Below are 23,543 nucleotides of genomic sequence, written 5' to 3' on the forward strand. Positions count from 1 at the left end.
TCAAATTCCTCCGGCAGTAAGCTTGTCCAATCCAATACCTTGATTGGGTTCTTCTTGATTTCGCTGTATCTTAAGTTTCCCATCTTTGAGCCTCCTTTTTAAAGAAGGATCAGTATATCATAAATCGTAATAACCTTTATTATTGACCAGCACATCCAGCCGACCGCTTTCGGCTTCGATGTGGTCAATCAGATGGCGGATATCCTCTTCGCTGGAATGGTCACAATAAACGGCAATTCCTTTGCCACCGCGGGCGGTGACCAAGTCAGCCGTTTCCTCGATGGTGCCGGGTAAATTTTCGGTTGTGCCCAGTCCCCGTCGGCTTCGCCCGGTGACATATACCGTGGCCCCGGCTTCGCCTAAAACAGCCGCAATTCCTCTTCCGGCGCCACGACTGGCCCCGGTTACCAAAGCGACCTGATTTGAAAGTTCGTTCATGCAAGTTCTCCCAAAAACAAATTGGCAATATTGAAATCACACTGTACCCTGCCATTCCTGACATCTTGTGTCATATTAGGGCTGAAAATACCGGGGCTGAGGGCTTGGGGCTGAATTTCGCGACCAGTATCCACGCCTGTCACTTGTCACCCTGTCCCCCCATAAGCGCCAGGATAAGAGAAACTGAATCCTTTCCGTGGGCACCGAACGACGATCTTATCGGGACTGGGTTTCGTCCTGGCCGGAACCGTGGGCTTCGCACCACGGCTATTGAACGACGACCCTTCGGGCCTAAAACCCTTATCCTGGCGTATATGCCCTGTCCCCCTGTCACCTTGTCACCTTGTCACCTTGTCACCCTGTCATCTTGTCACCTTGTGTCACCCTGTCATTTTGTCACCCTGTCATCTTGTCACCCTGTCATCTTGTCACCTTGTGTCACCCTGTCATTTTGTCACCTTGTCACCCTGTCACCTTGTCATTTCTACAATTCAACGGGAGGTTCAATATGCGGGCAGACCGACTGGTCGCCATTGTGTTATTGCTTCAAAAACATCATCAGTTGACCGCTCGTGACCTGTCACACCGGCTGGAGGTGTCGGAACGGACAATCCTGCGCGATATGGAAGCCCTTTCAACGGCTGGCATTCCGGTTGTGGCCGAACGTGGTCAAACCGGCGGCTGGCGATTGATGGAAAACTATCGCACAACTTTGACCGGGCTCAACCAGAGCGAAGTCCAGGCTCTGTTTGTCAACCCACCGGCCAAATACCTGTCTGACCTTGGGTTTGAACGGTCTTCAACATCGGCAGCACTGAAACTGCTGGCCGCGCTTCCGTTGACGATGCAAACGATTGCCGAACGCGTTCAGGAGCGGGTCTTCATTGATGAAAGTGGCTGGAATCGTCAGGAGGAAGCTATCCCATATCTGAAAAGTCTCCAACAGGCGGTCTGGCAGGAACGCACCCTGTTCCTGACCTATCGGCGAGGCGATGAAACCACCATCGAACGAACGGTGCATCCGCTGGGGCTTGTTGTCAAAGGAAGTGTCTGGTATCTGGTGGCAGCCGTTCCGGAAGGTGAGGTTCGATCCTTTCGGGTTTCCCGCGTTTCGTCTGTTTGGATCAATGATGAGTTGTTTGAACGCCCGCTTGATTTTGATCTGGCCCGGTTTTGGAAATCTTCGGCGGCAGCTTTTCAGCAAAAACTGTCAGGGTATGTCATGAAAGCCAGGGTTTCAAAAGCTGCACTTCCCTGGGTTCGATATGGGGGACGGTTTGCCAAAGTTGAAGTCGCCGCTGAGCCTGATACGGATGGATGGACAGTGATTGAGGTGCGATTTGATGTGGAAGAAGGGGCGTTGCAGTATGCACTTGGGTTTGGGGCTGGATTAGAAGTGATTGAACCTGTGACGTTACGTGAGCGGATTGTGGGTCGAGCCAAAGAAACAATTGAGTTATATTCCGTTATCAGTCCCAATAATCAAGAAATCGAGACCAATTCATGACTGTTTTAAATGATTTGAAGCGCATGCCCCGTGAAATCTGGATCCAAAGCCTGGCGATCCTCATTAACCGGGCTGGCACAATGGTGCTCCCCTTTCTGGTCATTTACCTCACCAAAGGGCTGGGGTTCTCCGCCCGGAGCGCCGGATTTGCGATTACCGTGTATGGCATTGGGTCAGTGGTGGCTTCACCACTGGCCGGCAGATTAAGTGACCGCCTGGGACCGATGACCGTGCTGATCACTTCGCTCATTACCTCCGGATGCCTGTTGCTGATCTTTCCCTTGCTTTCCCAATACTGGGCCATTCTGGCGCTCACCCTGACCTGGGCCGTGGCGTCTGAAACCTTTCGCCCGGCATCAATGGCCAACATCAGCGACCTGGTTGGCCCTGATTTACGCAAACCGGCGGTGGCACTCATCCGGTTGGCCGTGAACCTGGGAATGAGCATCGGTCCCGCTGTGGGCGGCGTGCTGGTCCTGATTTCATTCTCTTCCATTTTTTGGATTGATGGGTTGACTTCAATCCTGGCTGGAATTCTGCTGCTGATCGTCTGGTTCAAGACTCGTCCTCTTGACCACCACTCCCGTCACCATATCACCCTCGCCAGCCAGTACTCCCTGTCGCCAGCCGAAAATGGGAGCATCCTGAAGGATACCCGCCTGGTTGTGTTTTGTATTGGCGCGTTTTTGCTGGGGGCTGTGTTTTTTCAACATGAAGCAGCCATGCCGTTGTTTCTGGTTCGGGATTTAAAACTCGCTGAATCAACCTATGGCTTCCTGTTTACTGTCAACACGTTAATCATTGTTTTTGTTGAACTTCCGCTCAATTCAGCCATGGCCAACTGGTCGCATCGCCAGTCACTGGTGCTTGGAGGTGTGCTCTGTGGTCTTGGGTTTGGTTCACTCGCCTTTGTCAACGGAACGCTGGGGGTTGTGGCCACCGTTGTGATCTGGACCTTTGGGGAAATGATTCTGTTTCCCTCGATGGTGGCCTATGTTGCCGATCTGGCACCAGCCCACCGACGCGGCGAATATATGGGCTTTTACAACCTGGCCTTCAGCCTGGCCTTCATGTTAGCGCCCTGGGCCGGAACCGAACTCCTGGATCGGGCCGGAGCAACCACCCTCTGGGGTACCTGTCTGGTGGTTGGACTACTGGCCGCCGCTATCTTCTCAATGGCGGGAAGCACCGAAGAGGTGAAGGAGCGCATTTAACCCGACACATCAAAGGAAAAGGAATCAGCGTTCAGATATTTTCAGATCTGAACGCCGAAGGTTGATCAGATACCCCAAAAAACTCTATCAGAAGCTACTTGATCATTTCACAGCCGCATGTACCATCAGGAAATCCTGAACAGGCAAAATCCGCCTGAAAAAGAGACACCGCCCGTACCAACGCAAAGTCGGCACTACTAATATTTCCTCCATTGCCACGACTGCAATTATTAGGATTTGCTGGTGTAACATCAACTGACAACAATTGACGTGGGGTTGGGGTGACTTGAAATAATGAGAAAGCACGACATAGGGTAACGTCACTTGATTGAAACATTCCATCTCCAGTAGCATCCCCCCATAATACAAATTCTGGGAAAACAGCAGTTGAATTACCAGGATCTGGTGCGCTCTGAGGAAGGTTTTGGGTTGTTACATCAAGGCCATTTACCCGAATCGTCAAATATCCATTGATGTTCCCAGCTCCAGACCCTGAAGGGGGCACAACAACCTCAAGGGTAGTTGAATTGACAACCATAACACTTGTCGCAGGAATCAGCCGTCCACTGCCGAAATACACTTGTGTGTACTCATCAACAAATCCTGATCCATAAATCGTAATTGTCTTCCCGGTTGTTGAAGCACAGGGATAGAATTGTGTCACGGTATGAGGTGCATCGCGGAAAATTGCCATACTCAAATTGTTTGTATTGGCAACATAGACAGACTTACTGGCCGGATTAACGGCAATTTCTCTTGGGCCAGAAGAAAAAGTAGGGCACAATGGATTGTTAGCGGTGGGAATCGAATGAGGCCCAGATATGATCATGTCGTCGGATGATCGAAGTGTCCAAAGCTGACTGGTCTCATGGCTGATTACATAGACTTTATTAACACCCGCCGAGGTATCTGCTCCGACCGCAGGTTGCCCTCCAAATGGAATTGAGTTAAGCACCGCATCTGTAACTAAATTAATGATGTGAATCCGGTTATCAGTGCCTTCCTCAGTACCAACGTACATTTTTTGAGTTTCTGGAACAATGATCGGTTTGCCTGGGCGATATGAGCCTACTCCAACATTAATCCCTTCTTTTCTCATCACCCCATCTGCATCAATAACAACAATTTTCCCCTGACCAAAGACCCGTGTGGAGAGATAAATTTTCCCCTGGTACATCGTTCCCCACTTTGCTTCTCTTAAATCGGCAGGATATGGGATTGGTGATCTGGGAAGAGTATCCTCAATTGTTCCATTATCTGGATTACTTGGCTGGGGTGGGATATTCAACCGATATACCCTCTCGCTGCCCACTACATATGTTCCAGTACCCGTTCCGCTGACAAATCCATAAAAAATGTATCCTGGAAAATTGACCGTTCGCACAAGCTGGTTGGTAAGACAATCAATAATAAAGATTTTTGCGACTCCTCCGGCTCCTCCAGTAACATACACTTTGGGGTTAGCCGCATCACCGTTTGAGATAATATCAATCGGATGGGATCCATTTCCGAGAGGTATCACTGACAGAAGAGTCATGGTGTTTCCGTCTATAACTGTGACACTTCCTCCATTTGCGCCAGTATCGACCGAATATACCCGGTTAGTAAAATGATTTGTGGATGGGATAACTGTCGTTGCCCAAACAAGCCGGCAGGTGCTAACCGTGGAAATATGCTGCAAGGCCATTGGTGACACAACCAGTTTATTGGATCCCAAATTTTGCGTAGCCAAGTCTCCTAATGTACTCGATAAGGTGCTGGGGTCGGTAAGTGATTGGGATTGAGAAGCTGCGTTGAGGATGTTCCTCGAAGCTGAAACTGATTCGAAAAAGTGGACAGTGGCTAAACCTGAAACTGCCATTATAAGTGCGAAAATTCGCATTAGTGAGGGCTGAGAGCTATAAACTCTATTCATACTGTTTCTCCTTGAAACTGTGGTGGAGTTCTTGACTTGAAAATTGTACTACTTGAACACGTTTTGATTTTGTTCAACCAGCAGTGAAGAAAACCAGATTCCATTACACCAATTTTTTAGAAGAAATTTGTCTGAGCCAGCCAAATAAAGCGGTACAGTCACCAACCTTGAAATGCAGGGATGATTTCAAATGGGAATAACCAAAAGTGAATTGCCTCTCTATGGCTCGCTTGTTCTGACTACTCGCTATTCGCTACCTCGCTACTCGCTCTTACCATTTGCGACCAGGCATCCACCGCGTCTTTCAATTTCTCCGGCGTAAACGGTTTGGTAATCACGCCATCCATTCCGGCTTCATAACAGGCTTGCTCGTCTTCGGGCATGGCATTGGCGGTGACGGCAATAATCGGAAGGTGCTGGGAACCGGTTTCTTTGCGCCGGATTTCACGGGTAGCGGTAAAGCCATCCATCACAGGCATTTGACAGTCCATAAATATCAACTGGTATGAATCATGCTGAATTGCGTCGAGGGCTTCCTGGCCATTATTCGCAACATCGGCTTCAATTCCGAGCTTTTTCAGGAGACTCACAATCACTTTTTGATTCAGGCGGTTGTCTTCCACCACCAGGACCTTTTCAATGAGCGAGGTGATTCCGATGGGTTTGGGCTGGGGTGGGAATTCACTCCGGAGGTGAGTGATTGGAATGGCACCGGCTTGAAACCGTGCTGAAAAGGTAAAATTCGTTCCTCTACCGGCCTCACTGACCAGACTGATTTCACCCTGCATCAGTTCAACCAGTTGTTTTGAAATGGCAAGTCCAAGGCCGGTGCCGCCATACTGCCGGGTAATCGAAGTATCAGCCTGATAAAACTTTTCAAACAGGTGGATTTGCGCCTCAGGGGTAATTCCAATCCCCGTATCATCAATCTCAAACAGGAGCAAATACTTATCTCCGCCGGAATATTCTTCAAGTTGAACTGAAAGGGTTACGCTTCCCTGTTCAGTAAACTTCACCGCATTTCCGACCAGATTATTCAAAATCTGCCGTAACCGGACGGGATCCCCTTTGAGCCAATTTGGAACTTCGGGGGCGACCTCCAGCGTCAGGTCAATCTCCTTTTTGGTTGCCACTGGTTGAAACAACCGAATGACCTCTTCCAGCAGCGGGCGCAGCTCAAAATCAACCACATCCAGTTTGAGCTTACCAGCTTCGATTTTGGAAATATCCAATATGTCGTTGATTACGGTGATCAGCGCTTCGGCTGAGATTTTGATGGTCTCGGCATATTCTTTTTGTTCGTTGGTCACCCCACTTTTGAGCAGAAGCGACGCCATTCCGAGCACGCCATTCATGGGGGTTCGAATTTCGTGGCTCATATTGGCCAGAAACGCGCTTTTTGCCTGGCTGGCTTCAAGTGCTTTTTGCTCAGAGGATTGCAAGTGTTTAACGGTTTCGGAAAGTTCACCCGTCCGCTCAGCAATTCGGTTCTCCAGGATCAAATTTTGCTGATGTAAGGCTCGAACTCGCCATTGGACCACCAAACCAATCATTCCAATCAAGGCCAGAACGTAGCCAATCAAGGCCCACCAGGTCCGCCAGTAAGGTGTGGCAATACTCAGCTTGAGGGTTGCCCCAGTTTCATTCCAAACTCCATCATTGTTTGAAGCCAGAACTCGGAAGGTATAGTGCCCCGACGGAAGATTAGTGTAATAGGCCGTCCGGCGATTGCCAGGATCAATCAATTGTGGGTCAAACCCAACCAGTTGAACTCGAAATTGCACCTTTTCCGGAGCCACAAAGCTCAAGGCGGTGTACTTGATTTCGAGCGTGTTTTCCTGAAACGAAAGGTTGATAGGTAACTGGAGTGAAACTGGTTTTCCACTGGCCAAAATCGCCTCCAGGTGGACTTCAGGTTGGAGCTGATTGATCGGCACGTTCAATGGATCAACCACCACCACCCCACCCAGGGTCGGAAACCAAAGCCGGCCATCAGCCGTTTGGCACCCTTGCCCGGAACCCGTGCATTCTTCATTGGGCATGCCGTCAGCCTTGCCATACTGTTTGATTGAAACCCGATCTCGCTGGTGATCGGCAACCTCGTTTAACTCTTGACTTGAAACGGAAAAAATCCCGCTGTTTCCCCCAATCCAGAAATTTCCAAGGCTATCTGGCTGAATGGCATAATAATTTTCGCCCCACAACCCATGTTTCGCCCCCAAAATGTCGAGCTGATTGTTTTTCAATCGCACCAGTCCGTTATTGGTGGTAATCCAAACTGTACCGGGCGGCTCGATAAAGGTGGAAAACACCACATCACTCGGCAGGCCCGTGCGGCTGGTGTAGGATTTGAAAGTTCCATTTGAAAAGTAATTGACACCACCGCCGTTGGTGGCAATCCAGAGTCCGCCATTTGGGTCGGCTTCAATGGCCATAATCGAACCGACTGAGAGCCCATCATTGGTGGTATACACCCGCCATCCCTGATCACTCAGACAACACAAGCCGTTTGAAGTTCCAATCCACAAATTGCCCAAGGTGTCGGCACACAGCGCGCGAATCTTTCGATTTGGCAAAGGATGGGCTGAAAACGGAAGATACTCAGCTTTGTCACCTCTGATTTTCACTTCAAATAACCCGGTTTCATTGGTTCCAACCCACAACCGGCCTTTTCGATCACGGGCCACACATCGGACAATCGCCCCCTGGTCCTTTTCACCCATTGGAAACGGAGTCAGGTGACCATCACGCCACAGATTCAAACCATTCTGGGTGCAAATCCACACACCAACCCCCGAGTCGGGATAAATTTGCCAGACGGTTTCATCCAGTAACCCTTCTTTCGGTGTGTACAGCCAAAATTTTCCGTCATGCAGGCAGTTTAACCCGGCGCGATAGGCTCCGATCCACAAATTGCCCTCCTGATCCACCACCATTGATTGGATTGAATTATCCGTGAGCCCATCCGTGGTTGAAAAAAAGGACAACTGCCCATCGTGATAGCGGGCCACACCCAGCCCGTCAGTGGCGAGCCAGAGGTTCCCATCGAAATCTTCGCAGATCGCGGTGATGGTGCTGTGAAACGGACGATCCGAGAGCTTGATCACTTCGCGTTGTTCACCGCTGACCCGCATCAGAGTCCCGCCCGTGTGGCCAATCCAGAGCGTTCCGGTATGGTCAAAAGCCAGCGCACGCACCATTCCAGCCACCCAGTTGATTCGTTCGCCAACGAGTTTGGCCGCACCAGGAGTAACCCGATGCAAACCAGAGTCAGAGGCAATGAAAACCGTACCATCCGGCGCGGTCACGATTTTATAGATACTCCCAAACGGCTGGCCGTCGCTGGTGACAATCGTTTCCAGACGAAGAGTGCCTTTTCGTGACAGGCATTGAACCCCTAACCGGGTTCCGATCCAGAGGTTTCCGGTCGCATCAGTCTGCAGGGTCGTCACAATCTGAGACAGCAAGCCCTGGTTGGTATCGTAGGTTCGCCACTCCCCAGCCCGGTAGGCCATCAGTCCACCGCCATTGGTGCCAATCCAGAGTGTTCCCTCGGCATCTTCGGCCAGGGCCCAAATCCCATTGTTTTTCATCTGCGGAGTGTTGGTCTTGTTAAACACTGTAAACGAAGCGCCATCAAACCGAACCAGCCCGTCATAAGTGCCAATCCAGAGGTAATGGTCTCGGGTTTGGAGCAAGGACAAAATGGCATTTGAAGGGAGTCCTTGATCCTTGGACCAGGTGCGATGAATGTACTGGGTGATGGCTTTACGAGGGTTGAGGGCTGTCACCGGCGTTGAAAACCAGGGCAGCAAGACGGCACATACCAGGATAACCCATCCTAGAACTCGCCTGATGGGAGAAAAATAATCCGGAACACAGTGCGCCATCTGCATGAGGTTTTTGCCGGAAGGAAGACAGACTAAACCCAGAAGGTTTGATGAGGGGTACTGGATTTGAAGGGAAAGGAACCGAGTGAATCCCCATCATAGCAGAAGCACACAAGTATGAAGAATTCTGAAAAGAAGATTTACTCCTGATACGCCGCCGGAAAGATACGGGTAAAGGCGTGTTTGAGCCATTTAACCACGTGCTGGCGCTCAGAAACACTCCGGGGCATGGTCACAAAATACCCAAAACGACTTTCAAGCCAGCCAATATTGAGTTGTTCCATATGTCCAATTCGGGTCTGGTGGGTTTTTCCAATCTCATACAGGTCAATTTTGACCAGTGTGGCAAATTGTGGCTCCCGTTGATAGAGCACATAAATCGGAAATCGTCGGGCATAGGCACCGTCACCAAAGGACAGAGTAAACCGGACCCAAAATTGGTACCGTTCGTCCAGATATCCAACTGTGCACTGAAATTGTTCGGATTCCTGGATTAACTGGGCGATAAACTCCCGAACAGCACGGCAGTTGACATTAAACTGTTTGAAGAGTTCAGCATGATGGCGAATTGCATTAAGGTCTCGATGGCGTTGCTGGTCAAGTGCATTCCTTGCTTGTTGAGCCACGTCTTGTGTCAAGTTGATAATTTCTGCTGCTTCCTCATATAAAAAATTCAGGTCAAACTCTTTTTCATCGTTCACCGATGGCACCCGAACAGGTATGGGCCTTCCAAGAGGTTGGTTGGAATCAGGACCCGCCACTGAAAATAAATTTTTTGAATCATTTGGTCTTTTTTGTGTCGCCGAAAAGTCAGTCTTTAGATTGCGACCCATTTCAGTTGAAAACGCCCGATGAAACATAGCTGGTAAAATCCTTTCATCAAACCTGATGGCCGGTTGGCCAGGTGACCGCAGGAAGACCGTCCAGCTTTATCTGCAACTGGTGTTCCATTTCCAACCCAAAGGGAATAACTGGTTGAAAAAGCCAACCTGACCCTGCATAACCCCTTTCATATCAATTTTTTCCATTGGATAACCTGAGCTATTCCAGATTTCTGCATTCAAATCAGGACTCTGTCGAAATTTAATCAATTGGATAGACTGAACTATCCGATTGGATAGTTATTGGTACCGGAATTCAAAGTTGGGATGAACGGGAAAGTTAGCTAGGCTAGGATCCAAAGCTCGAACTTTTCAATTGATGAAAGGAAAAACCGATGGATTTCAAACTCTCCAATAAGACTGCCCTGGTCAGTGGTTCAACGGCTGGAATTGGACTCGCGATTGCGCGGTCGCTGGCTCAGGAAGGCGCCACGGTGATTGTCAACGGTCGAACAGTCGCGCGGGTTGCAACGGCCATTGATACACTTCTGGCAGAGCTCCCGACGGCCAAACTGGTTGGACTGGCGGTGGACCTGTCAACCGCCGAAGGCGTCCAGACCTGTGTGTCCAAACACCCGGAAATTGACATTCTGGTCAACAACCTGGGGATTTTTGAACCGAAACCCTTCCTGGAAATTCCAGATGCCGACTGGCAACGCTTTTTTGAGGTCAATGTGTTGAGTGGTGTGCGGTTGAGTCGGGCCTACCTGCCGGGAATGCTGGCCCGGAACTGGGGGCGGCTCATCTTTATTTCGAGCGAATCGGGCGTCAACATCCCCGCCGAGATGATCCATTACGGCATGACCAAAACCGCACAACTGGCGGTTGCCCGTGGACTGGCCGAAACGACGGCGGGAACCGGCGTCACCGTCAATTCAGTCCTGCCGGGACCAACCCGGTCGGAAGGCGTTGAAGAATTCCTGCAAAGTATGACGCTCCATCAAGGTATCTCGCTGGAAACGCTTGAAAAGCAATTTTTTGAAACGGTTCGGCCTTCGTCGCTCTTGAAGCGCTTTGCCACTGTCGAAGAAGTCGCCAACCTGGTGACCTATGTGGCCAGCGAACTTTCGTCAGCCACCAACGGTGCGGCCCTGCGCGTGGACGGCGGGTGCGTGCGAAGTGTGATTTAACCAAACAGGCTGAACCTGAAGGATGAAAGACAGCCCGTTGCTTACCCCATCAGGTTCGGCCAACTTTTCACGAAATTCTCTCAAATATCTGATTTTGATCAAGTTGCACTCTTGTCCGAGTTGGACTATCCTGCCGGCTTATACCAGTTTGTAGTCAGTAGGTCGTAGTCAGTAGTTCACTAACTTCAATTGATTGAATTACTTGACGGTTTTCTAATACGATCACTTCATTCCAAAATGGTATTATCTCAATTCCTTCACTATTTTCGCAGCCGAAGACACCCTGTTCAGTCTATGAAAGCCACGACGTTGCACGCAGCATTAAACCTTTTGAACCCTGACCATGTGCTCAGTACGAAGGAAGAACTCGACGAATTTTTTGTCTCACGTTCCGCCAGCCCGAGCAAATATGTGAAAGTTTTGATTTCCCAATCTCAAGCTCAGGAAAAGTTTCTCTTTACCGGTCATCGAGGAAGCGGAAAAAGTACTGAACTTGCGAAGCTCGCCGTAGAGTTGCTCCAATCAACCGAGCCTTTCTTTTTCCCGGTCAACTATTCAGTCAAAAGTATTTTGAATTTGTTTGATTTAACCTACGTGGATGTCTTGCTTTCCATTGGCCTGCAATTGTTTGAGAAAGTGACTGGTCAGAACATGCCGATCAGCCAGGCCGTGCTGACAAACATCTTGAATTTTACAAAGAGCATTTCAACTGAATTTCAAATGGGAATTGCAAAACAAGTTGAACCGGGCTTTGAAATCAGTTTGTATGCCGCCAAATTATCAACCAAATTACGGGTTGAAGATAGTACCCGCTTGACCGTTCGTGAAACGCTGAGTCATCGCATCTCCGATTTATTGGAAAACATTGATTTACTGGTGCGTGAAATTGAGCGAACCACCCACCGCCGAACGGTCATCATCGTGGAAGATCTTGATAAAACAGATCTTGGTGTTGCCAAAAAGCTGTTTTACGAGTATGCCTCGTCGCTGCTCTCACCCCAGGTCAGGGTCATTTACACGTTTCCGACTGCCCTGAGACACGATAACGATTTTATGCAGGTGGGATCAAACTTCTCAAACACCTTCATCTTTCCAAACCTGAAACTGGATCAGTTTGATGGAACTCCTGATACCACCGGACGGGCCCAGCTCCGGGAAATGATCACCCGGCGTGTTGATTCTCAACTCTTTGACGATGAAGCGCTTGACGAACTGGTTCAGTCAAGTAGCGGCCTTCCCCGTGAATTACTGGCGCTTGGTCGCCGGGCCTGTCTTGACGCTCTGGTTCAAGGGAAAACCAGAATTCAGATTGATCAGGTAAGGCTTGCCGTCGGGGCAAAGTGCCGGGATTACCAAACCTTGCTGACAACCGAGCAACTTGACCTCTTATCAGAGATTAAAACGACCCGGCGGATTAAAAATGATGGGGCTCATCAAGCGTTACTCCATAATCTGAGCGTGCTGGAATATCGCAACGATACGGTGTGGTATGATGTCAATGCCATTGTCAAAACACTGCTTCCCTGAATTTCGGAGACATTCTGATGTCAATTTCCAGTTCCACGCGCTCATCATTTCAGGCTGAAATTGCCGAAGCACTTCGCGGACTGGAAATCCTGATCGAACATACCACCGTCCACATTCTGGCCTTTATTCGCTATCAAAGAACTTCGGAACGGGAAACCGCGCTGACTTTGCTTCGTGAACACGTGAAGATTCCGGTTTGGGAATTCAGATTGTCGCCTGAACAAGACGACCCGATCAAATTGCTGTTTGAAGTTCCCGCCCCGCCCCGCGCCTGTGTCATTTTTTACGATGCCGAAAACGCACTGCCCCGGCTGGCCGGCTATGTCAACCTCCAGCGGGAACGGCTGACCGAAGTCCCGCACGCGGTCCTGTTTTGCGTTCGGGAATATGGTCTCCGGGAAATCGGACTTCACGCACCTGATTTTTTTTCCTGGAGCAGCGGAACCTGGGACATCACAACTCAGTCTCCAATCTCCGAGATTGAAATCCCACTGATGCCACTTGATGACCTGAGTGGCTTCAGAAATCGTGAGGAAGCTGAACAGAAACTTCATTTGTCTCAAGAGCTTTATGACGAATACAGTCAGCAGGAAAAGCCGGATCAGGTGTTTCTCGCTGATACATTACAGAAACAGGCTTCGGCGCTGTATTTTCTAGGACGATACAAAGAAAGTTTGCCGTTGTTGGAACAATCACTCACGATGTATGAATCACACCTTGGGCTCAACCATCAAAAAACTGTGATCGGGCTGACCACCCTGGCGGGTATGTATGGATTGAATGGGTCTTTCATTGAAGCTGAAAAAATGCTGAACCAGGCCGTGGAACTGAGTGCCCAATTCGATCCGGCAACAATTGTAAACTCCTTGCAGGCGCTCTCCGCTTTGTACAATTCACAGAAGAAATTTCAAGCCGCCCGTGACTTGCTGGACAGAGCACTGGTGATTTGCAGAAAGTCATTTGGCGATAACCACCCGACAACAGCCAGAAGTTTAAGTTACCTTGGCGCCTGGGCTTATAATCAAATGCGGTTTTCGGAAGCAATTGCCTACCTTGACGAAGCCCTGACTATTCGTGAAAAAGTCTTCGGAAAACAGCATCCAGCAACAGGTCAGATTCTGAACAACCTGGCGGTTCTTCATTCAGCCCAGGGAGAATTTGAAACGGCGAGAAACTTCTATGAGCAAGGATTAAACATTTGGAAGGCGACGTTGGGGGAAGATCATCCTTATACAGTGGTATTGATGAGAAACTATGCTGATTTGCTCCGTGACCTTGGTCATATGGAAGAGGCCAAACGGCTGGAAGAGAAAGTCGCTGGCGCCCGGTAGAATCCAGTTGAGCAAAATCAGAAAATACCCTACTTTGCACCTCACACTTGCCCCGACATCTTCAGCAACTTCAGCTTTTAACCAGCCCACCATGAGTTCCCAAGCACACACTGCGGCCCAGGCCATTTTCGCAGGTTTCGAAACCTATCAGCATACATTTCATGCCATCACGATCCGTGCCCAGACACGTTTTGAGCACCGCGACTGGCTCGGGATGCAAAACGATGCCGTTGAACGCCTGAACCTGTATAAAGCCACGGTGGATCAGGTCGTGGCCAATGTCCGGGCAGTTTTAAGCAACGATCTTGAAACCATCAAAACCTGGGAAGAAATGAAAAGCCTGTATTCGCAGTTGATTATCTGTCGTGATGACTGGGAACAGGCAGAAACTTACTTTAACTCCATCACCCGGCGGATTTTTGCCACGGTCGGGGTGAATCCAAGAATCGAGTTTGTTGATACTGATTATTCCATTCCTCCAAACCTTGCGAAACATTCGGTGTATCGCCGTTATCCGTTTCATCCGAATCGAACACAACTCGTCGAGTTGATTTTGAGGGATGTTCCCTTTGCCACGCCGTTTGAAAACCTTCACCGGGACGCGCAACTGGTCTCAAATCAGTTGGAACGACATCTCGAAGAAATTCACGCCTGGCCCTATGTTGAACAAGCCGAAGTCGTATCCGCCGTATTTTATCGCGGTCAGGAAGCCTATCTGGTCGGAAGGCTCCGCTGTGGCGCCAATCTGGTGCCGCTGGTGCTGGTCCTGATCAATACTCCGACGGGTGTGGTAGTTGATGCCGTGCTCTTTGAAGAAAATGACATCAGCATGATCTTTAGCTTTACCCGGTCGTATTTTCACGTCGAAGTGGATCGCCCGCATGATCTGGTGGCATTTCTCAAATCAATTTTGCCGCGCAAACCCAAAGCCGAACTCTATAACGCCATTGGCTACAATAAGCATGGGAAAACCGTGCTCTATCGGGATTTGCTCCACCATCTGGCGCATAGCAAGGAAAATTTTGAAATTGCCCGCGGTGAACGAGGCATGGTGATGATTGTCTTTACCCTGCCGCATTACGATCTGGTATTTAAGATCATTAAAGATCAGTTTACCTATCCGAAAACTGCCACTCGCCAGGAAGTCATTTCCAAATACCAGCTTGTTTCAAAACACGACCGCGCCGGGCGACTGATTGACGCCCAGGAATATGAATTTCTTGAACTGGAGCGCCGTCGCTTTTCGGAGGAATTACTGGACGAACTCCTCAACGTCGCTGGCCAAACCGTCAAAATCGAAGGCGATTGGGTCATCATCAAACATGTTTTTCTGGAACGCCGGGTCACCCCCCTGAATGTATTTTTGCGGGAAGCCAAACCAGCCCAGGCCGAGGCTGCCGTGATTGATTACGGCAATTCAATTAAAGATTTGATCTCAACCAATATCTTCCCTGGCGATATTCTGCTCAAAAACTTTGGCGTCACTCGCCACGGACGGGTGGTTTTTTATGATTATGACGAATTGTGCCTTTTGACCGACTGTATCTTTCGAAAGATTCCGCGTGGTCGGTCCTATGAAGATGATATTTCGTCTGACCCCTGGTTTAGCGTCGGAGAAAATGACATCTTCCCTGAAGAATTTCAAAACTTCCTGCAGTTGACCGGAAAGCAACGCGAAGTCTTTCTTCAACTCCACGGAGACCTGTTTCAAGTCAAATTCTGGAAGTCCATCCAGGATCGGTTGCGGGCTGGCGAAGTCATTCGAATCTTGCCTTACCTGCCGGATAAAAGCCTGACAAGGTGACAGAATGACAAGGTGACAAAGTGACTGGGTGACAAGGTGACTGGGTGACAGAGTGACTGGGTGACAAGGTGACTGGGTGACAGAATGACAGGGGGACAGGGGGACAGAATGACAGGGGGACAGGGGACAAGGTGACAAATCAGCATCTTTGTCAAAAAGTCACCTTGTCACCTTGTCAAAAAGTCACCTTGTCAAAAAGTCACCTTCCCCGCGTTGTCCCTGAAGCGTGACCACAAGGCGGCGGGAACCGCCGTTGTTGCGGTGCTCACAGAGGTAAATTCCTTGCCACGTTCCAAGATTGAATCGGCCACGGGTAATGGGCACCGTCACACTGCTGCCCAAAATTGAAGCTTTTAAATGTGCCGGCATGTCATCTGGGCCTTCGTCGGTGTGCCGGTAATAACGGGCGTTTTCGGGAACCATCACATTGAAATGGCTTTCAAAATCTCGCAGGACATCCGGCGAGGCATTTTCATTGATCGTGAGCGACGCCGAAGTGTGGCACATGAAGATGTGGGCCAGTCCAATGGTAAAGGTTTCAAATTCTGGGATTTGCCGGAGAATCTCCCTGGTAATCAGATGAAACCCGCGCGGTTTGGGGGAAAGCACAATTTCGCGTTGTAGCCAGTCGGTCATAGGTGGATGCGTTCCTTTGGAGGTGGAATTTCCGGAAATTATGCCGGTCAACAGCTCAGAATGAAACCCTCATCGTGCCTTTGCTTCCCTGACTGGTTGGGGTGGTGGCGATTTCTTCAAGTCGAAAAGATGTATTTAGAATACAATTTTAAATAGTTGACTCGTGCCAAAAAATATGTATTCTAAATGCAACTTTTGATTTGCCGCAATTTTATACTTTTTCAAACTGAGGTATGGATTAATGTCAAATTTGTATCAGGAATTAGGTGGTCAGGCCGCAGTTGATGCCGCGGTTGAATTGTTTTACCGGAAAGTGTTAGTGGATGATCGGATTTCCCACTTTTTTGATGGGGTTGATATGGATCACCAAATCGCCAAACAAAAAGCTTTCTTAACGATGGCGTTTGGCGGGCCACATAATTATTCCGGGCTTGATATGCGCAAAGGTCATGCGCATCTGGTCGAACGCGGGTTGAATGACACGCACTTTGACGCCGTGGTGGAAAACCTTGGCGCCACCCTGACCGAACTGGGCGTAAGCCAGGAATTGATCAACCAGGTTGCCGCAATTGCCGAATCCACCCGGGCCGACGTGCTGTCCCGTTAGAATGTATGCCCCCCGGATCCCTCCCCATTTGTGAGCGGTCCGCCAGTTGGGTTCCAATTGTCTGAAACTGGAACCCAACTGTTTGTTTCTTTTTGCTTCTTCTGATTGTAATTTTAATCGTTCGAAGTCTCAATCAAATTTATGATTCTAAACAGTTGAAAGAATTAAGGTTGTCAATATTTTTATTTTAGAAGTAGCTTCCAGAAATTGAAACAATTTTGCCGCCATCTTGAACGAGCGCACTCATCACAATCAAATTCACCTATGCCAACAATTTCATACAAAGATCATTCATTTTCACTTGAAGCAAATGAAACGGTCCTCGATTGCCTGCTTCGTGAAGGCCAGTCAGTGTCGTATTCCTGTCGGACCGGCGTGTGCCAGTCGTGCCTGATGAAAGCCGCCCAGGGCACGCCTTCCGCCGAAGCCCAGGCGGGGTTGCGCGATACGCTCAAACTTCAAGGGTATTTTATGGCCTGTAAATGGAAGCCGGCTGACAATGTGACGGTTTGCGGCGCCGAAGATCTCACGTTTCAGGCAACCCTGGTCGGAAAGGAGCTGTTGTCTGAGACGGTGCTCAAAGTGCTTCTTCAATCCAACTCACCCTTTTCGTACCAGTCCGGGCAATATCTGACACTCATTCGCCCCGATGGATTGGCCCGAAGTTACTCAATTGCCAGTTTGCCGCGGGAATCAATGATTGAACTTCACGTGCGAATCATTCCAAATGGCCAAATGAGTTCCTGGTTGCTCGACGAAGCCCAACCAGGGACGCCCCTCACCTTTCGGGGTCCGTTTGGAACCTGTTTTTATCTTCCGGACCGTCCCGAGCAACCGTTGCTCCTGGTTGGAACCGGAACCGGGCTGGCGCCATTGTATGGCATCGCCCGCGATGCACTGACCCAAAACCACAAAGGACCAATCTGGTTGTTTCACGGGGCGTTAACCGGCAAAGGATTGTATCTGGTCAATCAACTTCGCGAACTGGCGGCACGATTCCCACAGTTTCAATACCAACCGACCCTTTTACACGAAGATGAACAGCTTGAGTATCCGGTTTTGACTGGTTCGCTCGACACCATCGTGATGTCACAATTCCCACAATTGAAGTCAATGCGGGCGTTTTTGTGCGGGGATCCGGATATTGTCAACCGATTACGGAAAAAGTTCTTTCTCGCGGGCCTCTCGTTGCGCGATATTTACGCTGATGCCTTTGTTCCAAGTAGCCCCACCTGAAGGCGTTCATCTTTTCAGAGGAGACCTCTGATCGTGCATTTGACCTATCGAACCGATTATTCAATTCGAGTGCTGTTGTATCTGGCGCTCCATCCAGAGCGGCTGGTCACAACCAAAGAAATCAGCGAGGTATATGGAATTTCGAAGAATCACCTCGTCCGGGTGGTTCTGCACCTGAGCAAGTGCAATTTTATCGAAAATCACCCAGGCCGGACCGGCGGGGTTAAGCTGGCTCGCCCGGCTGACTCGATTACCATTGGGGAAGTCGTTCGGCTCACGGAGCCGGATTTTCACCTGGTTGAATGCTTTAATGAAGTTGACAACACCTGCCCGATCATTTCCGTTTGCGGGCTGAAAGGCGTACTCAAAAAAGCCAATAGTGCCTTTTTGGTGGTGCTGGATAGTTTCACGCTGGCTGATCTGGTCAAAGGTTCGCCCCAAAACCTCAAGGCTGTTTTACAAATTGGCACGCTCACGGAAAAAAGACCCCGCACCTCAGCCAAAAAACGTCAACCCGCCAGGAGTGACGAAATCTGAGGTGGTAAAACGGCAATTCGTATTTGATACATCTGGCTCAATGTATGGTAACTCCGACTGGAATAAAACAGTGTCATTCGGTCAGGGCTGATGACGGCACTGTCTTCAAATCCAAAGGAATTGACCAGGGGGCCTAAATTTTGGGCGGCTGACCAGTGGCCGTTTTCCCTGACGGCAACGTAGAGATCATCCCCACCAAACCCGCCAGGCCGGGTTGAACTCAGCAGAATAAATCGTTCCCGAGGGTCAACATAACTTGGCCATTCATCAAATTTGGTAAGTACCTTGTCATAAGTTTCCTGAGATATTGGGTTTGGTAAGTGTTTGATTCTTTTCGTGTAGTTCGTGTGTTTCGTGGTTAAAATGTCTGGAAATTTTCGGTAAGGTACTTATTGAGATCGCCCGCTAATTTGACCACCTTCCCCACTGAATCCCCCTTGAGTTCAGCGCAATAAATGTCCCAGGAGCCATCACGATTTGACGAAAAGTAGAGTTTTCCGGCAGCTTTGGCACTGACACAGCATTCCAACTGGCCTGAGTTCACCGGTTCATCCACGGGGTTGGGGGCATTCCAGCCGTTCACTTTCCGTTGGGCAACCCACAGATTCCAGGGATCGCTGTTTTTCTTTCCGGGAATTGGTCGCTGAGAGGTAAAAAACATCCGATCCTGCGCCGGGTTGAGTGACGCACTGAGATCAGATTTCTGGTCAGAAAACAAAACCGGCAAGGGTGGTGACCACTTTCCTCCGATCAGTTGCGAGGAAACCAGCGTCGTCGAACTGAAATCAGGCGCCGAGTAGGTAATAAAAAGCGTCTTTCCGTCCCGGCTGATATCAGAAAGTGAATTGTGAACTCCGGCCTGGTTGAGCCCGGAAATCACCCGCCCTGACTGAGATTCGGGCCTGAAATGACCGTTTTTTTGACCACCAGCACCCTGAGAGAAAGACGGAGGCGCACAAAACCAGACAATCCCCACCAGACACACAATGAGGGCACGCATTGGAAAACTTCCTATAAAGCGGCAGATCTCTACCGCCCAGCGAGCCATACACAAAAGCTCAATCTGGCCGAAAGGACTCCGCCTGGAGTAGCGGCCTGGTCGGCAAATGAAAAACGATATGGACGATGGAAGGGGGGAACCCGAAGGGAGGCGGCGGCAACGGCCTCCCGGTCAAACCATGGGTGAGACACAACGCGTAATCGAAGGGGCCTGGCCAAATCACAGTTACAGATCGGTTTCCGGTTCAGGTAATTTTCGGGTTTCCAATACATACAGTAACAATTGCCGGGCGACCGTAATCAATCGGGTTGAGTTCTTCCACCGTTCAATCAAGGCGTTCACTCGATCCTGGACTTGTTTATTGTTGTGCAATTGCAACTCAGTGTTCAGATACCGGATTTCCCGCAGCAACTCGTGCCGCTCACGGCGGTATTGAGTGACCAGGCGATATTGTTCACACAAGAATTGTTCCACCGCCCGCGCAGTATGCAGTCGAGAGACTTTGCTTTCGGCATACTCTGAATTGCGATGTGAGGAATTTTGTCGATTCCGGTGATGCGATGATGGAGCATTGGCTTCACGAATCGCAGCTTGAGACATAGGTAGTTCCTTTCAAAAAAAGATAAAATTTCGCTCGTGCCACACCATTCACAGTGTGACGGTTGATTTCCCCCTGGTACCCGGTTGAAGGGTGCCTCCGACGTAACATCCAACCCCTGGGCGACAGGAAAACTTCCCTGGCCTCTCAACACGTGGAGACAATGGGCTTTTGGTGCAGCAACCAAAGCGGAGCGTAGTCTGATACTAACGAGTTTGTTGGCAAGCCTGAATCAGTTTTGCCGAAACTTTTGCGTTTTCAGTTGTCGTGGATTTTTTGAGAGATTTATGAAAGAAGGACTATAGCAGAAAAATTTGAACCGAAGTCAACTTTTTTTTTCGGAGCCTGGCCAGTCAGTCCACAAAATTTTCAAATTTATCGCGCGGAGGGGCGACAATCGCTCCACCCGCTTCGCGAGTTCAATCACTCAATTTCCAAATAGCCTTTCAGTTCCCAGAAAAAAAAACACTTTACGACAAGCAACCTTCGGTGGACAATGCGGAGTTCGCACCCCAAAGGACATCCATAATAATCCAAAAGAGGCGTTCAATGTTTGATTTCATCATTGTTGGAGGCGGGTCCGCTGGTTGTGTGCTGGCCCACCGTCTGACTGAAGATTCTACCCTGCGTGTGTTACTTATTGAAGCAGGTGGCCCAGATAAACAACGCGAAATTCATATTCCAGCAGCGTTTTCAAAAATCTTTCACAGCCCGGCTGACTGGGCGTACTTGACCGACCCACAGCCTGAATTAAATAACCGTCAGTTATACTGGCCGCGTGGCAAAGTTCTCGGCGGCTCTAGTGCCATCAACGCCATGATTTATAGCCGGGCCAACCGGGTTGACCACGATCACTGGCAGGAGCTTGGGTTAAACGGCTGGGGCTATACCACCATGCTCTCCTGGTATAAAAAATCGGAAAACCAGGAACGTGGCGCCTCTGAATTCCACGGCGTCGGTGGCCCGCTCAACGTCGCCGACCTGCGAACCGTCAATCCGTTAACCAAAGCCTTTGTCGAAGCCGGTGTTGAAGTCGGAATGACCAGAAGTTCTGATTTCAACGGCGCCAGTCAGGAAGGAGTTGGCGTTTTTCAAGTCACTCAAAAAAATGGCAAACGCTGTAGCGCGGCCACTGGCTATCTGACACCGATTTTGAAACGTCCCAATCTGACGGTGTGGACCAATTGTCTGGTAAAACGCATTCTCTTTGAAGGAACCCAGGCCGTCGGTGTCGAATACCTGCGTCAGGGCAAAACCGAGCAGGTTCGTGTCAACCGGGAAATCCTGCTGTGCGGCGGGTCAATCAATTCACCGCAAACGCTCATGATTTCAGGGGTTGGACCAGCCAGTCATTTGCGGGAATTTAATATTCCAGTCGTGCTTGACCTGCCGGGTGTCGGCCAGAATTTACAGGATCACCTGTTGCTGGCCGTCACCTATGAATGCAAAAAGCCGGTTTCGCTCGCCGGCGCCGAATCAATCGGCAATGTCTTGCAATATTTACTGTTCCACAAGGGGATGCTCACTTCGAACATCGGCGAAGGTGGAGGCTTTTTCAAAACCCGGTCTAACCTGCGTGGACCGGATTTCGAATATATGTTTGGGCCAACCTTTTATATGAACCATGGGTTTTCCAATCCAAAGGGTCATGGATTTTCCTTCGCGATTGTTCACCAGCGCCCTTTGAGCCAGGGGAAATTGTACCTTCGTTCGGCTAGCCCGGAAGCACCACCCTCAATTCAGCCCTACTACCTTTCCGACCCGGCAGACCAGCAATTCTTTATCGAAGCGGTCAAAATCGCCCGCCATCTGGCTCAGGCCAAAGCATTTGACCCGTTTCGTGGCAAGGAAGTCTGGCCTGGCCCTGACCGGACCCGCGATGCCGCCGTATTGGAATTCGCCCGCTCAGCCCTGGAGACCTGCTATCACCCAATCGGCACTTGCAAAGCGGGAACTGACTCGATGGCCGTAGTTGACCCCACGTTTCGCGTCCGAGGCATTGAAAACCTGCGCGTGATTGATGCGTCGGTCATTCCAACCATTTTCAGCGGCCATCCAAACGCGGTCGTGATTGCCCTGGCTGAAATGGCGGCCAGTTCCCTTCGCTCGGCAAACTGATGAAACACGGCAAACCCAAACACCCATTTCAACTCATTCACGGGGGGAGGCTGGATGAAACACCCGGCCTGCTTCCTCCCTCAACTGATTTGTTTTTGAAAGCCGCGGTGGCGGGGAAACGCACACCGGACGTGCTTTCACTCAGGCCGGATTCTTTATCAATTTCTGAATTTGCCGAACTGACTGGGGTTGAACCACACGTGATCCGATATTGGGAGCAGGAATTTCAGGAATTGAAGCCGGCTAGTGATGAGCAGGGCAATCTCCGATTTGATTGCCAGGCCGTGGAAATTGCCCGACGGATCAAACAGCTCCGTGATACTGACCAATTCACTATCTCCCAGATAAAGAAAATCATCCGCAAAGAGTTTGGAAAATAAGAAAAAGCTCAGAGTAACGCCTTCAGGCGTGAGGAGTGCCAGGCGGAACGGAAGAAAGAATCTCTCGTCTAAAGACGATACTCGGAACTTTTTGCTGAACAGAAAAACTCCACCACTCGACCAGCCACAGCCTCCTGCCCGCGGGGGATTGGGACGCGGACGTTTTCTTCCTGGCGTCCAGTTCGAGTGACAAACGAGTAGGTAAACTCAAGCAACAGCGGATCTGCATCCAGAACTCTGACTGAGTCAATGCTGGCACTGAAAAAATTCCAGGAGTGAAAGTCACCATTGATATAAACACCATCCATTGAAATGATGGTTTCGCCAATGGTTTCCTGGTTTTTGGCATACCGGAGCCGGGGCAGAACCAGCACAAGCAACCCAATAAATGCCATCAAACCCATCAAGCCCAGAAAAACAATGCCGCCGGCCTTTGGATCTGCAATGAAAAAGATCCCGCCGATGATGATCGAGATCACGACCGTCAGAATAAACAACGGTACTTTTTCAGATTTGGCAATTTGAAACTCAGTCTCAGCGAAGCGATGCCATTCGTCCGGAGCATAGCGCCACCAGACCAGCACCCGGTCCCCAGAAAACATTCGATCCAGGGTTCTGGCTCGATTGGCATACATAATGCCTCCGATCAAACCAACTCGTGTTTTACCAATTGAGAAAGTGAGGTGACAAAAGAAGGCCCGATCAGGAAAAATGGGAAGATATGAAAAAAACAATACTCAAATTTCCAAATGATCAAGGCCGGGAAGCAGTATATCTGGCCGGAATGGCAGTGA

At 49.8% G+C, this 23,543-nt stretch carries 20 protein-coding genes; 11 read left to right on the top strand and 9 right to left on the bottom strand.

Annotation, left to right across the window (positions count from 1 at the left end; all coding sequences use genetic code 11):
* Window positions 1-117 precede the first annotated feature (117 nt).
* The gene (locus tag HY774_28325; GenBank protein MBI4752415.1) at window positions 118-438 is read right to left on the bottom strand and encodes an SDR family NAD(P)-dependent oxidoreductase; all 321 of its coding nucleotides are present in this window, start codon (window positions 436-438) and stop codon (window positions 118-120) included.
* Window positions 439-946: 508 nt separating this feature from the next.
* On the opposite strand from HY774_28325, the gene HY774_28330 reads away from it, so the two are divergent.
* Entirely contained in the window at window positions 947-1,945 is a 999-nt protein-coding gene (locus tag HY774_28330) for a YafY family transcriptional regulator (protein ID MBI4752416.1), read from the top strand.
* On the top strand, window positions 1,942-3,159 hold the full coding sequence (locus tag HY774_28335; protein MBI4752417.1) for an MFS transporter: 1,218 nt from the start codon (window positions 1,942-1,944) through the stop codon (window positions 3,157-3,159). Before HY774_28330 ends, HY774_28335 begins: the two co-directional genes overlap by 4 nt.
* Before the next feature lie 94 nt (window positions 3,160-3,253).
* Here the strand turns inward: HY774_28335 and HY774_28340 are convergent, their stop codons facing one another.
* The 3 genes from HY774_28340 to HY774_28350 all read right to left on the bottom strand — a co-directional run bounded on the left by HY774_28340 (window position 3,254) and on the right by HY774_28350 (window position 9,590).
* Window positions 3,254-5,074 carry an IPT/TIG domain-containing protein gene (locus tag HY774_28340; protein ID MBI4752418.1) on the bottom strand — a complete coding sequence of 607 codons (1,821 nt, stop codon included), beginning with the start codon at window positions 5,072-5,074 and terminating at the stop codon, window positions 3,254-3,256.
* Window positions 5,075-5,313: 239 nt separating this feature from the next.
* Complete coding sequence (locus HY774_28345) at window positions 5,314-8,970, bottom strand: response regulator (GenBank protein MBI4752419.1); 3,657 nt, start codon at window positions 8,968-8,970, stop codon at window positions 5,314-5,316.
* 134 nt (window positions 8,971-9,104) lie between these two features.
* On the bottom strand, window positions 9,105-9,590 hold the full coding sequence (locus HY774_28350) for a hypothetical protein (GenBank protein MBI4752420.1): 486 nt from the start codon (window positions 9,588-9,590) through the stop codon (window positions 9,105-9,107).
* 590 nt (window positions 9,591-10,180) lie between these two features.
* Between HY774_28350 and HY774_28355 the strand changes: the two genes are divergently transcribed.
* From HY774_28355 to aceK, 4 genes are all read left to right on the top strand, one after another.
* On the top strand, window positions 10,181-10,975 hold the full coding sequence (locus tag HY774_28355) for an SDR family oxidoreductase (protein ID MBI4752421.1): 795 nt from the start codon (window positions 10,181-10,183) through the stop codon (window positions 10,973-10,975).
* 294 nt (window positions 10,976-11,269) lie between these two features.
* Complete coding sequence (locus HY774_28360) at window positions 11,270-12,502, top strand: hypothetical protein (GenBank protein MBI4752422.1); 1,233 nt, start codon at window positions 11,270-11,272, stop codon at window positions 12,500-12,502.
* A 17-nt stretch (window positions 12,503-12,519) separates the two neighbouring features.
* The gene (locus tag HY774_28365) at window positions 12,520-13,833 is read left to right on the top strand and encodes a tetratricopeptide repeat protein (protein ID MBI4752423.1); all 1,314 of its coding nucleotides are present in this window, start codon (window positions 12,520-12,522) and stop codon (window positions 13,831-13,833) included.
* Between the two features lie 91 nt (window positions 13,834-13,924).
* The gene (gene aceK / locus HY774_28370) at window positions 13,925-15,637 is read left to right on the top strand and encodes a bifunctional isocitrate dehydrogenase kinase/phosphatase (protein ID MBI4752424.1); all 1,713 of its coding nucleotides are present in this window, start codon (window positions 13,925-13,927) and stop codon (window positions 15,635-15,637) included.
* Between the two features lie 183 nt (window positions 15,638-15,820).
* Here aceK and HY774_28375 read toward each other — a convergent pair whose 3' ends face one another.
* Window positions 15,821-16,273 carry a YjbQ family protein gene (locus HY774_28375; GenBank protein ID MBI4752425.1) on the bottom strand — a complete coding sequence of 151 codons (453 nt, stop codon included), beginning with the start codon at window positions 16,271-16,273 and terminating at the stop codon, window positions 15,821-15,823.
* Window positions 16,274-16,514: 241 nt separating this feature from the next.
* Here HY774_28375 and HY774_28380 point away from each other — a divergent pair, with 241 nt between their 5' ends.
* From HY774_28380 to HY774_28390, 3 genes are all read left to right on the top strand, one after another.
* Window positions 16,515-16,880 (top strand): group 1 truncated hemoglobin, encoded by a 366-nt coding sequence (locus HY774_28380; protein MBI4752426.1) that lies wholly within the window; start codon window positions 16,515-16,517, stop codon window positions 16,878-16,880.
* 264 nt (window positions 16,881-17,144) lie between these two features.
* Window positions 17,145-18,116 (top strand): 2Fe-2S iron-sulfur cluster binding domain-containing protein, encoded by a 972-nt coding sequence (locus HY774_28385; GenBank protein ID MBI4752427.1) that lies wholly within the window; start codon window positions 17,145-17,147, stop codon window positions 18,114-18,116.
* Between the two features lie 33 nt (window positions 18,117-18,149).
* Entirely contained in the window at window positions 18,150-18,653 is a 504-nt protein-coding gene (locus tag HY774_28390) for an Rrf2 family transcriptional regulator (protein MBI4752428.1), read from the top strand.
* Here the strand turns inward: HY774_28390 and HY774_28395 are convergent.
* The 3 genes from HY774_28395 to HY774_28405 form a co-directional block, all read right to left on the bottom strand.
* Window positions 18,626-19,018 (bottom strand): PD40 domain-containing protein, encoded by a 393-nt coding sequence (locus tag HY774_28395; protein ID MBI4752429.1) that lies wholly within the window; start codon window positions 19,016-19,018, stop codon window positions 18,626-18,628. The genes HY774_28390 and HY774_28395 overlap by 28 nt on opposite strands.
* The gene (locus HY774_28400) at window positions 19,012-19,653 is read right to left on the bottom strand and encodes a PD40 domain-containing protein (protein MBI4752430.1); all 642 of its coding nucleotides are present in this window, start codon (window positions 19,651-19,653) and stop codon (window positions 19,012-19,014) included. Before HY774_28400 ends, HY774_28395 begins: the two co-directional genes overlap by 7 nt.
* A gap of 225 nt (window positions 19,654-19,878) precedes the next feature.
* A complete protein-coding gene (locus HY774_28405; protein ID MBI4752431.1) occupies window positions 19,879-20,253 on the bottom strand; it encodes a hypothetical protein in 375 nt (124 codons plus the stop codon).
* A 547-nt stretch (window positions 20,254-20,800) separates the two neighbouring features.
* On the opposite strand from HY774_28405, the gene HY774_28410 reads away from it, so the two are divergent.
* Window positions 20,801-22,369, top strand: coding sequence for a choline dehydrogenase (locus HY774_28410; protein ID MBI4752432.1), 1,569 nt, complete (start codon window positions 20,801-20,803; stop codon window positions 22,367-22,369).
* Entirely contained in the window at window positions 22,369-22,749 is a 381-nt protein-coding gene (locus HY774_28415) for a MerR family transcriptional regulator (GenBank protein ID MBI4752433.1), read from the top strand. The genes HY774_28410 and HY774_28415 overlap by 1 nt, the downstream gene beginning before the upstream one ends.
* A 68-nt stretch (window positions 22,750-22,817) precedes the next feature.
* On the opposite strand, the gene HY774_28420 is transcribed toward HY774_28415, so the two are convergent.
* Complete coding sequence (locus HY774_28420) at window positions 22,818-23,384, bottom strand: hypothetical protein (GenBank protein MBI4752434.1); 567 nt, start codon at window positions 23,382-23,384, stop codon at window positions 22,818-22,820.
* Window positions 23,385-23,543: the final 159 nt, after the last annotated feature.

This window comes from Acidobacteriota bacterium (genome assembly GCA_016208495.1).
Lineage (GTDB): Bacteria > Acidobacteriota > Blastocatellia > Chloracidobacteriales > Chloracidobacteriaceae > JACQXX01.

Coding starts and splice junctions, on each gene's coding strand:
- HY774_28325 (MBI4752415.1), bottom strand. CDS start 438: ATGAACGAACTTTCAAATCAGGTCGCTTTGGTAACCGGGGCCAGTCGT.
- HY774_28330 (MBI4752416.1), top strand. CDS start 947: ATGCGGGCAGACCGACTGGTCGCCATTGTGTTATTGCTTCAAAAACAT.
- HY774_28335 (MBI4752417.1), top strand. CDS start 1,942: ATGACTGTTTTAAATGATTTGAAGCGCATGCCCCGTGAAATCTGGATC.
- HY774_28340 (MBI4752418.1), bottom strand. CDS start 5,074: ATGAATAGAGTTTATAGCTCTCAGCCCTCACTAATGCGAATTTTCGCA.
- HY774_28345 (MBI4752419.1), bottom strand. CDS start 8,970: ATGCAGATGGCGCACTGTGTTCCGGATTATTTTTCTCCCATCAGGCGA.
- HY774_28355 (MBI4752421.1), top strand. CDS start 10,181: ATGGATTTCAAACTCTCCAATAAGACTGCCCTGGTCAGTGGTTCAACG.
- HY774_28360 (MBI4752422.1), top strand. CDS start 11,270: ATGAAAGCCACGACGTTGCACGCAGCATTAAACCTTTTGAACCCTGAC.
- HY774_28365 (MBI4752423.1), top strand. CDS start 12,520: ATGTCAATTTCCAGTTCCACGCGCTCATCATTTCAGGCTGAAATTGCC.
- aceK (MBI4752424.1), top strand. CDS start 13,925: ATGAGTTCCCAAGCACACACTGCGGCCCAGGCCATTTTCGCAGGTTTC.
- HY774_28375 (MBI4752425.1), bottom strand. CDS start 16,273: ATGACCGACTGGCTACAACGCGAAATTGTGCTTTCCCCCAAACCGCGC.
- HY774_28380 (MBI4752426.1), top strand. CDS start 16,515: ATGTCAAATTTGTATCAGGAATTAGGTGGTCAGGCCGCAGTTGATGCC.
- HY774_28385 (MBI4752427.1), top strand. CDS start 17,145: ATGCCAACAATTTCATACAAAGATCATTCATTTTCACTTGAAGCAAAT.
- HY774_28400 (MBI4752430.1), bottom strand. CDS start 19,653: ATGCGTGCCCTCATTGTGTGTCTGGTGGGGATTGTCTGGTTTTGTGCG.
- HY774_28405 (MBI4752431.1), bottom strand. CDS start 20,253: ATGTCTCAAGCTGCGATTCGTGAAGCCAATGCTCCATCATCGCATCAC.
- HY774_28410 (MBI4752432.1), top strand. CDS start 20,801: ATGTTTGATTTCATCATTGTTGGAGGCGGGTCCGCTGGTTGTGTGCTG.
- HY774_28415 (MBI4752433.1), top strand. CDS start 22,369: ATGAAACACGGCAAACCCAAACACCCATTTCAACTCATTCACGGGGGG.
- HY774_28420 (MBI4752434.1), bottom strand. CDS start 23,384: ATGTATGCCAATCGAGCCAGAACCCTGGATCGAATGTTTTCTGGGGAC.